Source organism: Meridianimarinicoccus marinus (assembly GCF_040689105.1).
Classification (GTDB): domain Bacteria; phylum Pseudomonadota; class Alphaproteobacteria; order Rhodobacterales; family Rhodobacteraceae; genus Meridianimarinicoccus; species Meridianimarinicoccus marinus.
Window position 1 is genome coordinate 208,926 of sequence record NZ_JBFBVU010000003.1, and the last position, 15,079, is coordinate 224,004.

Here is a 15,079-nt window from a genome sequence, read left to right on the forward strand (position 1 = left end):
GCCCCATGCAGGCGCGCTGGCTGAAACGGGACGGCGGTTCCGAGGTGATCGTGGTCTTCGGCGGCTGGGCCGTCGGCGCCGACTGCCTGTCGCATCTGGCCGGGCCGCAGGATGTGCTGTTCGTGGACGACTACCGCGACCTGACCCTCGATCTGCCCGACCTGTCTGCCTATGCCCGGCGGCGGCTGCTGGCCTGGTCCTTTGGCGTGGCGGCTTACGGCCACTGGCAGGCCGGGCGCGCAGATCCATTCACCCGCAAGACCGCCATCGCCGGGACATTGTCGCCGGTGGATGACCGGTTTGGCATCCCGCCCGCGGTGGTCGACCAGACCCGCGCGGCGCTGACCGAGGCCAGTTTCGCCAATTTCCAGCGGCGCTGCTTCGGAAACCGGGTGGCCCCCGTACCGCTCGACATCGCGGCGCGGCAGGAGGAGCTTGCCGCCGTTGCCAGTCGCGGTGCGGCGCCGGACACACAATTCGACGCCATAGTGCTGCCCACCCGCGACCGCATCTTTCCCCCGGCCAACATGGCGCGCGTCTGGACCGGGCAGGCCGACCGCCTCCAACAGATCGACGCCCCGCATGCCCCCTTTGGCCAGTGGCAAAGCTGGGACGACGTGCCATGAGCGCCGAGATCACCCGCGTCGCCCGCGCCTTTCGCCGGGGCCTGCCGACCTATGGCCGAGATGCCCGCGCCCAGGCCCGCATCGCGGCGTATCTGGCCGCGCTGATCCGCGCCCACGCCGTACCGCGCCCGGCCCGCGTGCTGGAATTCGGCTGCGGCACCGGCTTTCTGACCCGGCACCTGCTGGACGACCTGCACCCCGGCCAGTTCTGGGTCAACGACCTGCTGCCGGAAACCGCCGATCTTCTTGCCCCGCGCCTGCGCGCCCATCCCGGCGCGGCATTTTTTCTGCCCGGCCCGATCCAGTCCATCGACCTGCCCGCGCGGCTGGACCTGATCGCCTCGGCCTCGACCGTGCAATGGTTCGACGATCCGGCGCGGGAAGTGGCACGGCTGTGCCGGCAACTGGCCCCCGGCGGTCTGTTGGCGCTCAGCGGGTTCGGCCCCGACCAGTTTCACGAATTGCAGGCGCTTGGCTCGACCGCCGCCGCACCGGGCTATGTGGCGCCGGGTGAATGGGCGGGGATTCTGCCGAAGGAAATGACCCTTCTGCATGTGGAAGACCGGCACATGCGGCTGGCCTTCCCCGATGCACCGGCCGTTCTGCGGCACCTGCGCAGCACCGGCGTCAACGCCGGGGCCGGCCAGATCTGGAGCAAGGGCCGCCTGTCCCGGTTCGAGACCAGCTATCGCGACCGCTTTGCCCGCTTGGGCGCGCTTCCGGTGACCTATCACCCGGTGTTCGTGCTGGCGCGCCGCACGGCATAGGACAGGCTGGCCCCTGCACCATGCTGGCGCCCTTCCCTGCGGCCATTCATTCCCCGCAGGAAACCGGCCCTTCCTGGCGGACCGGGTCGGATTTATCACCCCGAAACCGCCACGGTCGGCGGCGCAGACCCGCGCCACGGAACGTAAGGATGCAGGCAAGCGCCGAGTCGCCGCTTGTCCCGCCACCGCGCGATGCGCCTTACCCACGCGTCACCTTGGGAAGGCCGCAACTGAACCCCTCGGATCTTCGGAAAATCCGCACCACGATCCGGCCAATGCGCGAAAATCCGCCCAGAGGGTGCCGTTTATGCCACTTCTACCATAGGGCGAGTATCCACCTTCTGGTACCCTGCTTCCGGCGCGGCTAGGTTTCACTGTGGTGAAAGCCGTGTGTTGACCAGTTGCAGGAGAGCCAATGCCCCAAGCCGTTTCCAAGCCGGACAAGAAAGACCCGCGCACGCGTCCCGAAAAGGATCTGGAATCGGCCATCGGTCGCGAAGTTCGCGCGCATCGCCACCAGCAGGACATGACCGTCGCCGACCTGTCGCGCAAGACCGGCCTGTCCATGGGGATGCTGTCCAAGATCGAGAACGGTAATATTTCTCCGTCGCTGACGACCCTGCAATCGCTGGCCACGGCCCTGAACGTGCCGATCACCACCTTTTTCAAGCGCTATGAGCGGCGCCGCAAGGCGGTGCACGTCCGGCCAAGCGATGCCGCCGAGATCACCCGAACCGGTGCCCCCGACAGCTATCGCTACAACCTGCTGGGCGATCTTGGCCCCAGCCACACCGGTGTCTCGGTCGAGCCTTACCTGATCACCCTGACCGACAATGCCGACATTCACACCGGGTTTCAGCATGACGGGGTCGAGCTGATCTATGTGCTGGAGGGCGAGATCCGCTATCGCCACGGCGACGACACCTATGATCTGCAACCGGGCGACAGTTTCTTCTTCGACGCCGATGCGCCGCATGGCCCGGAAGAGTTGATCCGCGTACCGGTGCGCGTGCTCTCGGTGATCTCGACCCCGAAAGCGTCCTGAGGTCAGACCCCGCAGCGCGTCAACAGCCCGTCCAGCATCCCGTGATACCCCGCGCCGAACAGGCGCACATGCACGATCGCGGGCCACAGCTGATAGATCGGCCGGCGCGTCGCGCAGCCCGGTTCGGTCGCGCCGTAGGCCTCGGCAAATTCGGGGCCGGGGGTGCCGAACAGATGCAGCATCGCCAGGTCGACCTCGCCATGCCCGTGATAGCTGGCCGGATCGACCAACCCGGTGAAGGTCCCGCGCTGCGCCAGCAGGTTGCCGGACCACAGATCGCCATGCAGCAAGGCCGGTGCGGGGGTGCGCGGCAGGCGGTTCGGCAGTTCCCGCGCCAGCGCCTCCAACCGCCGTGCAAACGGCGGCGGCAGGGCGGCGGCCTTGGGCAGCAGACGCCGTTCGGCCCAGAAGCCGGGCCAGTCCGCGACGGGCGCGTTCGGGATTCGCAGGGCGCCAAAGGCATAGTCCTCGGGCCAGCCGTAAGTCGTGCCGGTGGTCCCATGCAGTCTGCGCAGCGCCGCACCCAGCGCGCGCCAGCCAGAGCCGTTCAGCACACCATCATCGGGCAGGTCTTCCAGCACCAGCACGCGGTCCGACACCGCCAGAACCTTCGGCGCCGGAACCCCCGTCGCCCGGATCGCCGTCAGCATCTTTGCTTCGACCCGAGGTGCCGGGCCGGATTTGGCAACCACGCTACCTCCGGTCCCAAGATGCAGACGCAGGACCACACACAGATCACCCCCTGACAGGCGCTCTGCCTCGGTGACCGGGGTGTTCAGCGCGATGCCCGCCGCATGTGCGATGTCGCGGGCCGTCATCTGTGTCATGCGGTGCCCTCCTGTCTACGTGGTGCGCGTTTCGACCTGGCCTGACAAGCCCCTCGCAGCCGCCCGTGTTCCGGGGTATGCGAAGCACATGACGCAAGAGCCCAACTTCGAGATCTTCCTGATGGCACCCCCGGGCCTTGAGGCATTGCTGTGCGCCGAGGCCCGCGAACAGGGCTTCGACCAGCCCAATGCGGTGCCCGGTGGCGTGACCATACAGGGCGGCTGGCCCGAGGTCTGGCGTGCCAACCTGCAATTGCGCGGTGCGGGCCGGGTGCTGGCCCGGATCGGCAGTTTCCGCGCCCTCCATCTGGCGCAACTGGACAAGCGCGCCCGCAAGTTTCCCTGGGCCGAGGTGCTGCGCCCCGATCTGCCCGTGCGGGTCGAGGCCACCTGCAAACGCTCGCGCATCTATCACGCCAAGGCCGCCACCCAGCGGATCGAACGCGCCATCGCCGAGGAACTGGGCGCCCAAATCTCTGCCGAGGCCGCGATCACCGTGAAGGCGCGGATCGAGGATGATCTGGTCACCCTCAGCGTCGACACCTCGGGCGAGGCGCTGCACAAACGCGGCCACAAGGAGGCCGTGGGCAAGGCCCCCATGCGCGAAACCATGGCGGCCCTGTTCCTGCGCGATTGCGGCTATGACGGGAAAGAAACGGTTGTGGACCCGATGTGCGGCTCGGGCACCTTCGTGATCGAGGCGGCGGAAATCGCTTGCGGGCTGGCACCGGGGCGCAGCCGCAGCTTCGCGTTCGAGCATCTGGCCAGTTTCGACGCCGGGCGCTGGCAGGCGCTGCGCGACGCCCAGATGCCGCAAGCCACCGACGCCCGCTTCTACGGCAGTGACCGCGACGCGGGCGCCATCCGCTTCAGCATCGCCAATGCCGCCCGTGCCGGGGTCGAGGATATGGTGCAGTTCGACATGAAACCGGTCAGCAACATCGCCCCGCCAGACGGTCCGCCCGGTCTGGTCATCGTCAACCCGCCCTACGGCGCGCGCATCGGCAACCGCAAGTTGCTGTTCGGCCTGTACGGCAGCCTTGGAAAGACGCTGGCGACACGGTTCTCCGGCTGGCGGGTGGGGCTGGTGACCTCGGACGGCGGGCTGGCGCGGGCCACGGAACTACCGTTTTTACCCTCGGGCCCTTCTGTGGCCTTCGGCGGCCTGAAGGTGACGCTGCACAAGACCGGCCCCCTGCCCTGAGGCGCCAGCCTGGGTTTCTTACAGTCTGTTCACGAATGATTTTCATGACCTTCCCTGCCCGCACTTGTTAGGGTCGGCGCATGTTAGACAAGACTTGGCATGACCTGATCGAGGGCACCGAATACCCCGATCTTCGCGCGGACACCCCCGCATTCTGGAACGCTTTCGCGACCCTGATCGAGGCGCGGCGGCAGGACCGCGCCTGTGTGGTCGCGCAGCTTGGGCTGTCGCTGGATGGGCGGATCGCCACACAGACGGGCGATTCGAAATACATCAACGGGCGCGATGCGCTGGCGCATCTGCATCGTCTGCGGGCGCTGGTGGATGCGGTAATCGTGGGCTCGGGCACGGCACTTGCAGATGATCCGCAACTGACGGTGCGCCTGTGCCACGGACGCCACCCCGCGCGGGTGGTGATCGACCCCAACGGGCGGGTGTCGCCCCGCGCGCGGGTCTGGGCCGACGACGGCACCCGGTCGCTGGTCTTTGGCGGCGCCCAAGACCTGCCCGCGCATGTAGAGCGGATCGCGGTGCCCGGTGGGGATATTCCACCCCAGCATCTGGTGGCGGAACTGGCGCAGCGCGGGTTGATCCGGTTGCTGGTCGAGGGCGGCGCCGACACGCTGGGCCGCTTTCTGGCCGATGGTCAGATCACCAGCCTGCATCTGCTTTACGGGCAGTTGATCCTCGGCTCGGGCCAGCCCGGCGTGGTCTTGCCGCCGATCGCCAAACTGTCCGAAGCCCTGCGGCCAGACTGCAAGACCCATGTCTTTCCCGATGGCGACATTCTTGTCGCCTGTGATCTGGCACCGCCGGATCAGGACGCGGGCGGCACCGCGTAAAGGTCCAGATGGCCCACCTGCAGTTCTGACAGCCGGGCGTTGCGATCTTCCGCCCAGGCCTCGGCCTGCGCGGCAGTGATATCGCCGATCTCGGCGGCGGCCCCGGCAATGCCCGTCACCAGCGTCTCGATCAGCCTGCCATGATGCGCAGGGGTCAGCCGCCAGGGGGTCAGCGCGGTCCGGCAGCGATAGCCGCGCCCTTGCAACGCCGCTACCAGATAGGGCGTCGCCTTCGGTCCCAGCGCTGCACCACCCAGCCCCTTGTCGGTCTGCTGGTGGCGGTTGAAGGCGGATGTGATCGCCGCATCCAGCGGATGCGCCGGGGCAAACCGCATCACGCCATCGTAGGTCAGGCAGGCCAGCAGTGGCAGCCGGTCGCGCGCCAGTGCGGCGGCAAAGCGGTCCACCCAACCCGCCCCGGCCAGATCGAAGAACGCCGTGGCGGTGACGAGGGCGCAATCCTCGGGCCATGGGGCGGGCTCAAGGCTCAGGTCCACCTGCCGCAATGCAACCTCCGGCCCACAGGCTTGCCGGGCAGCGGCCAGCACCTCGGCATCATTGTCCACGAAGGTCCAGCGGCAGCTCTTCGGGAACACCGGGGAAAAGGCGCGCAAGGCCGCGCCGGCGCCCGCGCCGATATCGCAGATCTGCGCCGCCATATGACCGCGCAGCCCCGCCGCCGCCCGTTCGATCAACCCGGCATCGCGCGCCGCCCGGTCGGCGGGTTCGCGCAATGCCAGCCAGACCGGATCGAAACCGCTCACAGGTCGAGATCCGCCTCGTACCAGGCGCGCGCGACATGGCTTTCGTTCAGCGTGACCCGCATCCGGGTGATGTCGCGGGCATCCTCGCCCAACCCGCCAGCGGCGATTTCACCTTTCAGGACGGAGAAGATGTGATGGGCCAGAACCTCGGTGGTGGAGCGGCGGCCGTTGAAGACATCCAGCTCGTCGAGGTTCTTGTAGTTCAGCGGCGCGAGGACGCGTTTCAGCGCCTCGGCGGCCAGACCGATATCGACCACGATGTCATTCTCGGTCAGTTCCGCCCGGAAGAAGGTCACGTCGACGACGAAGGTGGCACCATGCACGCCCTGCGCCGGGCCAAAGGCCTCTCCGGGCAGGGAATGGGCGATCATGATGTGGTCTCGGACTTCCAGCGCGAACATGTCAGGCTCCAGTTTCGGGGTAGATCAGGACGGGGCACAGGGCGTCAGCGCCCGGTGCCAGCAGGGGCGGCAGCCGCTCGGGCGCCTTCGCAAACGGCAGGGTCTGGCGCACCAGAAGGTCCAGCGCGGGACGGTCGCGCAGCAGCGCCATGGCGGTTTGCAGACGGCGGGTGAAGGACCAGCGCGGGGCGCGGCCGGGCGGCAGATGGCCGACCTGGCTGGATTTCAGGGTCAGGCGCCGGGGATGAAAGCCGCCGCCCAGGTTCAGGTTTGTGGCGCGGCAGCCGTACCAGCTGCCCTCGACCACCGTGGCTTCCTGACCGGCGGCGTCAAGCGCGCATTGCAGCCCGGCCCCGCTGGCCGACAGGTTGATGGCAATATCGACGTCCCTTGGAACACCCTCGGGCAACACAAAGGACAGACCCAGCGCCTCGGCCACCGCGCGGCGGGCGGGGTTGATGTCGCACAGCACAACCCTTGTGCCTGGAATGTCGCGGATCAGGCCCGCCACCAGCAGGCCGACCACCCCGGCGCCCACCACCAGCACCCGATCGCCGGGCGCGGCGCCGCTGTCCCAGCACAGGTTCAGCGCGGTTTCCATATTGGCCGTCAGCACCGCGCGCAGGGGCGGCAGCCCCTCGGGCAGCGGCACGGCCATGGTTGCCGGTACTACCGCGTGATCCTGATGCGGATGCAGGGTGAACACTGTCTGGCCCAGACGGTCGAAGGGGCCGTCCACGACCTCGCCCACCAGCGCGTAGCCGTATTTCACCGGGAAGGGAAATTCCCCGTCCTGACCGGGGCAGCGCATGGTGGCGTGCAGGCTGTCGGGCACATCACCGGCCAGCACCAGCGCCTCGGTCCCCCGGCTGACCCCCGAGCACAGGGCGCGCAGCCGCAACTGCCCGTCGGCGAGCACCGGCAGATCCTCGGTGCGCAGGGCCATCTGGCCGGGCGCGGTCGTCCAAAGGCTGCGGGCTGTGTCCAAGGCGATCTCCGTCACGGGGTCCCGCCTGCCTACGCCAGTGCTTGGGGCAGGGGAACACGGGACACGGGCGGATGCGGGCGGTTTTCGCCGCCCGCCGGGTCACATCTGCGCGAGGCGCAGCTCAGAGGCTGAGGCAGACGTATTTCATCTCCAGATAGTCCTCGCAGCCGTATTTCGAGCCTTCGCGCCCCTGCCCCGACTGCTTGACGCCGCCGAAAGGCGCCACCTCGGTCGAGATGATGCCGGTGTTCACCCCGACGATCCCATATTCCAGCGCCTCGACCACCTTGTAGACCCGGCCCAGATCGCGGGCGTAGAAATAGGCGGCCAAGCCGAAGATCGTGTCATTGGCCTTTTCGATCACGTCATCCACCGTGTCGAAGCGGAACAGCGGTGCGACGGGGCCGAAGGTTTCCTCGCTGGCGACCTTCATCTGATCGGTGACGCCGGTCAGAACCGTCGGCTGAAAGAAGGTGCCGCCCAGTGCGTGCGGCTTGCCGCCGGTGACCACCTTGGCGCCCTTGCCCACCGCGTCGGCGATATGGTCTTCGACCTTCTCGACCGCGCCCTTGTCGATCAGCGGGCCGGTGGTCACGCCGTCCTCGAATCCGTCGCCGATTTTCATCTTCTGGACCGCGGCCACCAGTTTCTCGGCAAAGGCGTCATAGACCCCCGATTGCACGTAGATCCGGTTGGCGCAGACGCAGGTCTGGCCGTTGTTGCGGTATTTCGAGATCATCGCCCCTTCCACCGCCGCATCCAGATCGGCGTCGTCGAAGACGATGAAGGGCGCATTGCCGCCCAGTTCCATCGAGGTTTTCTGGATCTGTTCCGCCGACTGGCCCATCAGGATCCGGCCCACCTCGGTCGAGCCGGTGAAGGTCAGCTTGCGCACCTTGGGATTGCTGCAAAATTCCTTGCCGATGGCCGAGGAGCTTTTCGAGGTCACAACGCTGAAAATGCCCGCCGGCACGCCCGCCTCTTCGGCCAGCTTGGCCATGGCCAGCGCCGACAGCGGGGTTTCGCCTGCGGGCTTCGACACCATGGCACAGCCCACCGCCAGCGCCGGGGCCACCTTGCGGGCGATCATGGCGTTGGGAAAGTTCCACGGCGTGATCGAGGCCACCACGCCGACCGGCTGCTTCATCACCATGATGCGCTTGTCGCGCTGGTGGCCGGGGATCAGGTCGCCGTAGATGCGCTTGGCCTCTTCGCCGAACCATTCCATGAAGCTGGCACCATAGAGAATCTCGCCCTTGGCCTCGGCCAGCGGCTTGCCCATCTCGGCGGTCAGGATCGCGCCCAGATCGTCGGCATTGGCCACCATCAGATCGTGCCATTTGCGCAGTATGGCGGCGCGTTCCTTGCCGGTACGCGCGGCCCATTCCTTTTGTGCCGTGTAGGCCGCATCGATGGCGGCGCGGGTTTCGGTCACACCGAAATCGGGCAGCGAGGCCAGAACTTCCCCGGTCGAGGGGTTTTTCACATCGAAGCGATCGTCCTGCAGGCTTTCGGCGACCCATTCGCCAGCGATGAAACCGGCTTCGATCAGAAGGGCGGGGTTGGACAGGCGGTCAGAGAGAGCGGATCGAGTCATCGTGGTGTCCTTCAGGTCTGTGGGCCAGGCAATCTGCCGTCTTGGCCCGAACGTCAGTGCATGTCTGAGCGAAACTGCCGGGGTCGGCAATCCCGTGTTTACAGGGCGGCGCGATAAATTGCCCGCGCATCCTCCAACGTCAGCGGGCGCGGATTGTTCACCAGCAGGCGGGTCTGGTTCATGGCGTCACTGGCCAGCCGGTCGATATCATCCGCGCCGATACCGACGCTGCGCAGGCCCGGTTGCAGGCCCAGGTCGGCGTTCAGATCCGCCAGACGCGCGATCAGATCGGCGGCAATGGCCTGGCTGTCGCGGGCCATGTCGATATCGGGAAACAGGTGCGGCGCCAATTCGGCATAGGCGGGACCGCAGGCGGGCGCATTGAAACGCATCACATGCGGCAGCACCAGCGCATTGGACAGCCCGTGCGGCACATGGAACAGGCTGCCCACCGGATAGGCCAGCGCGTGCACCGCCGCCACGGGCGCATTGGCAAAGGCCTGCCCGGCCAGCAGGGACCCCAGCGCCATGTTTTCCCGCGCGTCGATGTCCCCGCCCTGCGCCACAGCCGTGCGGATGTTCGCCCCCAGCAGCGTCAGCGCCTGCACCGCCAACTGGCGCGAGATCGGGTTGTTGTTGGGGCTGGCCGAGGTGTAGGCCTCGATCGCGTGCACCATGGCATCAACCCCGGTGGCGGCGGTGATTGCCGGCGGCAGGCCAAGGGTCAGCGTGGCATCCAGCAGCGCCAGATCGGGCAGCAGCAGTGGCGAGACCACGCCCTTTTTTTCCTGCGTGCCGGTGGTCAGGATCGAGATCGGCGTGACCTCAGAACCGGTGCCGGCGGTGGTCGGCACCAGCACCAGCGGCAAACGCTGGCCGCGCGCCATGCCGACGCCGTAAATGTCGTCAAGCGGCTGATCCGACCGGGCCAACAGCGCCACGACCTTGGCCACATCCATCGACGAGCCGCCGCCAAAGCCGATCACCCCCTGCGCGCCGCAGTCGCGGGCCAGATCCGCCGCCGCCTGCACCGTCTGCGCCTTGGGATCTGGCTCGACACTGTCGAACAGGGTGACGGCAATGCCACACGCGGCAAGATCGGCCAGCGCCGGACCGGCAAGATCCAGCCGCATGATGCCGGGATCGGTAACGACCAGAAGGCGGCGCACCCCGGCGGTGGCCGGGGTGTCGGCCAGAAGGCGGCCCAGTTGTGCCGCCCCGCCCCGCTGCTGGCGGATGGTGCCTGTGGTACAGAATGTAAAATCCACGCCGCGCTCCCCTCGTTGCGGGCCAAGGATGGGAGCAAATCCGGTGTCAGATCAAGGGCGGGCGCGCCGGACCGGCCCGCCTTCTGTCCGATGATTCCCGGAAGGTGACCGCACCCTGCGTCAGGGAGGCCTGTCGCACGTGGTTGACTTCGCGCCCCAATCCTTCACGCTGCGGGAAATTTCCATGGTGCGGCTGGTCTCATGTCCCGAATTGTTTCTCTTCTCTCTGCCCTGTTTCTCGTTGGCGTGCTGGCCTTCCTCGGGGGCATGTGGACGACCCACAAGGACTGGGCCCCCTGGAAAATGCTCAACGACACCAAGCAGGCGGTGAAATCCTGGCGCGCAACCGGATACGTGGTGCCTGATGGCACCTATCTGCGCCGCCCGCCACGGATGCCCGATGACCGTTACGTGGTCCATCAGGCCGACAAGATCGCGCCGGGCTATCTGCTGATCAACCGCATCGCCAGCCCCGAGCCGGGCTATGTCACCGACCTGATCGACGAGAACGGCACGGTGCTGCATTCGTGGAAGATCGACCACTCCAAGGTGATCGACGACGGCAGCGAGATGGAATTCGTGCATGCGGTGCGGCCCCTGCCCGACGGCTCTGTCGTGGCGAATTTCGACGATGCCTTCGGGATGGCGCGATTCGATGCCTGCGGCGCGCCGATCTGGCGGCGGACCGACGTCGTGTACCACCATTCGCTGACGGAAGACCCCGATCTGGGCGGCTTCTGGACCTGGACGTCGAAATACTGGGACGGCGGCCATGACCAGCAGATGGTGCGGGTGGATGCCGACACCGGCGAGACGCTGGAATCCATCGACCTGGTGCAGGACGTGCTGCTGCCGGATCCCGACGCCCTGATGGCCTTCCGCATCCCCGAACATTTCCGCTGGAACATGGAGGCCAAGACCGACGAGATCCCCGACATCATCCACCCCAACGATGTGGAGGTTCTGCCCGCCGCCTGGGCCGATGCCTTTCCACAGTTCGAGGCCGGCGATCTGATCATGTCGCATCGCGCCATCGACCTTGTCGGCGTCGTTGATCGCCAGACCGGCAAGCTGAAATGGCACCAGGCCGGCCCTTGGGAGCATCAGCACGACGCGGATTTCCACCCTGACGGCACCATCACCGTCTATTCGAACAACACCCATCGCATGCGCTCGACCATCCTCGAGATGGACATGACCACCGGCAAGGTGCGCGACAAGTTCGCCGGTTCGGGGTTTGAGTTCGACAGCTACATCATGGGCCAGCAGGAACGGCTGCCCAACGGCAACTGGCTGGTTTCGGCTCCGATGGAGGGCCGGGTGATCGAACTGACCGCCGAGGGCGAATTGGTGCGCGAGATTTCCAACGTGCTGAGCGGGGACTACAACTCGATCATCACCACGGGCGTGCATGTGGGGCCGGATTTCTTCGACACCCTGCCCAGCTGCTCCAACTAGGCGCGGGGTCAGTCCAGCGTAACGGGGCCTGTCGGGCTTTCGATCTCGAAGGACAGGGCGCGCGGGCCGGAATGAAGCTGCACCAGCGGCAACAGGCCAAGCGCCTCCAGCGTCTGGCCGAACCCCTCGGGCGCGGGGTGGCGCAGGTGGATGGCGGTTAGATTCAATCCCTGATCCGGCAGGCGGCTTGCAGGGCTTCGCCCACCGGGCCATTCGATGAAGGCCGGCAGCAGCCCGCCTTCGGGCAGGTGCCCATCGCGCGGCACGGTCAGCCGCCACGTCAGATCGCCACGGGACAGGCTCAGCACCTCGCCCAGATCGACCGGGCTGCGGGCCACCACGGCCTCCAGATCATCAACCGCCACTACCCAGCACAACGCGCGGGGGCGCGCGGCCAGACGGGCCTGCGTGCCCGGATCATCCAGCGAGAACCAGCGCGGCCGCCCCGGATCGGGGGCTTCGGGATCGACCGCGATCAGTTCGAAATAAGCCGCCTCCCCCAGCCGGGTCAGCCGGTTGTGTGTACTCATCGCCGGATGCTGGCCGCCGTCGGGCAGGGTCACGCCCAGCCTGTCGCGCAGGGCGTCGGCGCCCCGATCCAGCCGGGCGCAGCCCAGCACGATATGATCCAGTTGCGGGGTCATGGCGGCGGCATCCGTGGCGCGGTCAGCCCGGCTCTACCTTGCGCGACGCCGGAAACTCCACCGGTCCGCCGTGCTTTTCCCAGGTGGAAAATCCCTCACGCAGATGCGCCGCGTCAAATCCCATGTCCTGCAGGGTGGCCACGGTCAGCGCCGACCGCCACCCCGAGGCACAATGGAAGACAAAGCTTTTATCCTGCTGGCCGAAGATCGTCTTGAAATACGGGCTGTCGGGATCGACCCAGAATTCCACCATGCCGCGCGGCGCATGGAAACTGCCGGGGATATAACCCGACCTCTGTCGTTCGCGCACATCGCGGATATCCACGACAATCAGGTCCGGATCCCCAAGACGCGCAATCAGGTCCGGCGTCTCGATCTCGGTAATCCGGGCGCGTGCGGCGGCGACCATCTCGGCAACCGGAGTCTGAAGTCTCATGGGTCTGGTCCTGAGCTGGCAACAAACAGGTATCTCCAGCGTGCCTTGCCGGGCAGAGTCGCGCAACCGGGCTTGGGCCGATCCGGGGGGTGTTGACGCAGATTCGCGCGCCTTGTTCGTGTTATGGGCGAGTTGACGACGGCAAGGGCCCGGTTCGGACCCCGCGACCGTCACGTCGGATTGCGGTTTCATTCCGCGAGGGCTTGGGTATCCTTGCTCGCGAATCCGTGCCGGCCCCCTGTGCTGGCGCCCGCTTTTGCCAGAAAGAGTGCCCGATGACCGACCTTGCATCCGCCGGCCCCGCCGACCCCGACCTGTTCTGGATCGACACGCCCGAGCATCGCCGCTGGCTGCGCAATCAGGCCGGGGCGCTGCTGGATTTCCATCGTGCCGCCCTTGGCCCCGGACCCGGCTTTCAGAACCTGGCGGTGGACGGCAGCCCGTTGCCAAGCACGCTGCAGGAGCTGCATCTGACCACCCGGCTTGTCCATTCCTATGCCCTGGGCAAATTGCTGGGGCGCGAGGATGGCGACGCGATCATCGACCGCGGCATGGATCTGCTGTGGAACAGCCACCGCGACCGCCAGCACGGCGGCTATCTTTGGGGCATCGACGGGCAGACCGCGGCCGACCCGCGCAAGCTGGCCTATGGACATGTCCATGTGCTTCTGGCCGGGTCGAGCGCGCGGATGGTGGGGCATCCGGATGCCGACCGGCTGATCGCCGATGTCACCGAGGTTCTGGACCAGCGCTATTGGGAAAACGCGCCGGGGCTGCTGAGCGACGAATACAACCGCGACTGGACCCCGTTTTCCGATTATCGCGGCATGAACGCCAACATGCACGGGGCCGAGGGGCTGATGACCGCCTATGAAGCCACGGGACGGCAGGTCTATCTGGACCGGGCCGGAAGCATCTTCGCGTTCTTCCTGTACGGCAAGGCGCCGGAAAACGGCTGGCGCATCCCCGAGCATTACACCGGCGACTGGTCGGTCGACCGGGACTATTCCGGCGATCCGATGTTCCGCCCCGCAGGCACCACCCCCGGCCATTCCTTCGAAATGGGGCGACTGCTGCTGCAATACTGGGATCTGACCGGGCGCACCGACGACCGCGCCCCACAGACCGCACGCAAGCTGATCGACACGGCCTTCGAAGATGCCTGGGACAGCGACCGCGGCGGGATCTTTTACACCCTGAAGCATGGCGGCAGCCCCGGCATCCGGGATCGCTACTGGTGGCCGGTGACCGAGGCCATCGGCGCCTACGCCGCCTTGCTGAAAATGGAGCGCAACCGCCAGGACGAAACCCGCTACCGCCAGCTCTGGCAGTTCGCCGCGTCCCATTTCATCGATACGGACCACGGCGGCTGGTTTCACGAGGTGGACGACAAGGGCCAACCGACCGCGACGCAGTTCAATGGCAAGCCCGACATCTACCACGCGCTTCAGGCCTGCCTGTTTCCGCTCAGCCCGGCGTTGTCGCACATCGCGCCCAGCCTGCAGGATCTGCCCTCGGCCTGAGCGGGGCGCCTATCCGGCTGAAACGCGGGCGCCGAACAGGGCCGAGCCGACGCGCACATGGGAGGCACCCAGTGCGATGGCCTGTTCGAAATCGGCGCTCATGCCCATGGACAGGCCGGTCAGCCCGTTGCGCTCGGCCATCTTGCGCAGCAGCGCGAAGTGCAGCGAGGGTTCCTCGTCCACCGGCGGGATGCACATCAACCCGTCCAGTGTCAGATCCATGGCGCGGCAGGCCCCGACGAAAGCATCCAAGGCCTCGGGCAGAACCCCGGCCTTCTGCGGCTCGGCCCCGGTGTTGACCTGCACGAACAGCTTCGGGCAATGCCCGCGCTCCTGCGCCAGATCGGCCAGTTTGCGCGCCAGTTTCTCGCGGTCCAGTGAATGGATGGTGCCGAACAGTTCCACTGCTGGGCGCAGCTTGTTCGATTGCAGCGGCCCGACCAGATGCAGGTCCAGCCGGTCGTACTGCTCCAGCAGCGGGGTCCAGCGTCCGGTAGCTTCCTGCACGCGGTTCTCGCCGAACACCCGGTGGCCTTCGTCCAGTACCGCGGTCACGCGTTCCAGCGGCTGAACCTTCGAAATGGCGATCAGTGTGGTGCTGCCCTGCGGCCGGCCGGCAGCGGCTTCGGCCTTGTGGATGCGGGCAGTTATTTCGGCAAGAGGCATGGGCGTCTCATGGCTTCCTGAAC

Annotated in this window: 16 protein-coding genes; 7 read left to right on the top strand and 9 right to left on the bottom strand. The window is 66.9% G+C overall.

Going from position 1 to position 15,079, the window contains the following annotated elements:
- The first annotated feature begins 5 nt into the window (after window positions 1-5).
- The 3 genes from AB0T83_RS04535 to AB0T83_RS04545 all read left to right on the top strand — a co-directional run bounded on the left by AB0T83_RS04535 (window position 6) and on the right by AB0T83_RS04545 (window position 2,438).
- Window positions 6-626, top strand: a complete 621-nt coding sequence (locus tag AB0T83_RS04535; protein WP_366191857.1) for a pimeloyl-ACP methyl esterase BioG family protein — start codon at window positions 6-8, stop codon at window positions 624-626.
- Window positions 623-1,393, top strand: coding sequence for a methyltransferase domain-containing protein (locus AB0T83_RS04540; protein WP_366191858.1), 771 nt, complete (start codon window positions 623-625; stop codon window positions 1,391-1,393). The genes AB0T83_RS04535 and AB0T83_RS04540 overlap by 4 nt, the downstream gene beginning before the upstream one ends.
- A gap of 415 nt (window positions 1,394-1,808) precedes the next feature.
- Entirely contained in the window at window positions 1,809-2,438 is a 630-nt protein-coding gene (locus AB0T83_RS04545; protein WP_366191859.1) for a helix-turn-helix domain-containing protein, read from the top strand.
- Between the two features lie 2 nt (window positions 2,439-2,440).
- Here AB0T83_RS04545 and AB0T83_RS04550 read toward each other — a convergent pair whose 3' ends face one another.
- Window positions 2,441-3,265: a fructosamine kinase family protein gene (locus AB0T83_RS04550; protein ID WP_366191860.1), complete on the bottom strand. Its 825-nt coding sequence runs from the start codon at window positions 3,263-3,265 to the stop codon at window positions 2,441-2,443.
- A gap of 88 nt (window positions 3,266-3,353) precedes the next feature.
- On the opposite strand from AB0T83_RS04550, the gene AB0T83_RS04555 reads away from it, so the two are divergent.
- Both AB0T83_RS04555 and AB0T83_RS04560 read left to right on the top strand, forming a co-directional pair.
- Window positions 3,354-4,469, top strand: coding sequence for a THUMP domain-containing class I SAM-dependent RNA methyltransferase (locus AB0T83_RS04555; protein WP_366191861.1), 1,116 nt, complete (start codon window positions 3,354-3,356; stop codon window positions 4,467-4,469).
- Window positions 4,470-4,549: 80 nt separating this feature from the next.
- Complete coding sequence (locus AB0T83_RS04560; RefSeq protein WP_366191862.1) at window positions 4,550-5,311, top strand: RibD family protein; 762 nt, start codon at window positions 4,550-4,552, stop codon at window positions 5,309-5,311.
- On the opposite strand, the gene AB0T83_RS04565 is transcribed toward AB0T83_RS04560, so the two are convergent.
- From AB0T83_RS04565 to AB0T83_RS04585, 5 genes are all read right to left on the bottom strand, one after another.
- Window positions 5,287-6,075 carry a class I SAM-dependent methyltransferase gene (locus tag AB0T83_RS04565; protein WP_366191863.1) on the bottom strand — a complete coding sequence of 263 codons (789 nt, stop codon included), beginning with the start codon at window positions 6,073-6,075 and terminating at the stop codon, window positions 5,287-5,289. The genes AB0T83_RS04560 and AB0T83_RS04565 overlap by 25 nt on opposite strands.
- Window positions 6,072-6,476 carry a 6-pyruvoyl trahydropterin synthase family protein gene (locus AB0T83_RS04570; protein ID WP_366191864.1) on the bottom strand — a complete coding sequence of 135 codons (405 nt, stop codon included), beginning with the start codon at window positions 6,474-6,476 and terminating at the stop codon, window positions 6,072-6,074. The genes AB0T83_RS04565 and AB0T83_RS04570 overlap by 4 nt, the downstream gene beginning before the upstream one ends.
- Window position 6,477: 1 nt before the next feature.
- A complete protein-coding gene (locus AB0T83_RS04575) occupies window positions 6,478-7,479 on the bottom strand; it encodes a zinc-dependent alcohol dehydrogenase (protein WP_366191865.1) in 1,002 nt (333 codons plus the stop codon).
- 106 nt (window positions 7,480-7,585) lie between these two features.
- Window positions 7,586-9,061: an NAD-dependent succinate-semialdehyde dehydrogenase gene (locus tag AB0T83_RS04580; RefSeq protein WP_366191866.1), complete on the bottom strand. Its 1,476-nt coding sequence runs from the start codon at window positions 9,059-9,061 to the stop codon at window positions 7,586-7,588.
- Between the two features lie 98 nt (window positions 9,062-9,159).
- On the bottom strand, window positions 9,160-10,329 hold the full coding sequence (locus AB0T83_RS04585; protein WP_366191867.1) for an iron-containing alcohol dehydrogenase: 1,170 nt from the start codon (window positions 10,327-10,329) through the stop codon (window positions 9,160-9,162).
- Window positions 10,330-10,530: 201 nt separating this feature from the next.
- Between AB0T83_RS04585 and AB0T83_RS04590 the strand changes: the two genes are divergently transcribed.
- Window positions 10,531-11,787: an arylsulfotransferase family protein gene (locus tag AB0T83_RS04590; RefSeq protein ID WP_366191868.1), complete on the top strand. Its 1,257-nt coding sequence runs from the start codon at window positions 10,531-10,533 to the stop codon at window positions 11,785-11,787.
- A gap of 8 nt (window positions 11,788-11,795) precedes the next feature.
- Here the strand turns inward: AB0T83_RS04590 and AB0T83_RS04595 are convergent, their stop codons facing one another.
- Both AB0T83_RS04595 and AB0T83_RS04600 read right to left on the bottom strand, forming a co-directional pair.
- A complete protein-coding gene (locus AB0T83_RS04595; protein ID WP_366191869.1) occupies window positions 11,796-12,431 on the bottom strand; it encodes a VOC family protein in 636 nt (211 codons plus the stop codon).
- Between the two features lie 22 nt (window positions 12,432-12,453).
- Window positions 12,454-12,867 carry a rhodanese-like domain-containing protein gene (locus tag AB0T83_RS04600; RefSeq protein ID WP_366191870.1) on the bottom strand — a complete coding sequence of 138 codons (414 nt, stop codon included), beginning with the start codon at window positions 12,865-12,867 and terminating at the stop codon, window positions 12,454-12,456.
- A gap of 275 nt (window positions 12,868-13,142) precedes the next feature.
- Here AB0T83_RS04600 and AB0T83_RS04605 point away from each other — a divergent pair, with 275 nt between their 5' ends.
- Window positions 13,143-14,390, top strand: coding sequence for an AGE family epimerase/isomerase (locus AB0T83_RS04605; RefSeq protein ID WP_366191871.1), 1,248 nt, complete (start codon window positions 13,143-13,145; stop codon window positions 14,388-14,390).
- A gap of 9 nt (window positions 14,391-14,399) precedes the next feature.
- Here the strand turns inward: AB0T83_RS04605 and AB0T83_RS04610 are convergent, their stop codons facing one another.
- Window positions 14,400-15,056, bottom strand: coding sequence for a YggS family pyridoxal phosphate-dependent enzyme (locus AB0T83_RS04610; protein ID WP_366191872.1), 657 nt, complete (start codon window positions 15,054-15,056; stop codon window positions 14,400-14,402).
- Window positions 15,057-15,079 lie beyond the last annotated feature (23 nt).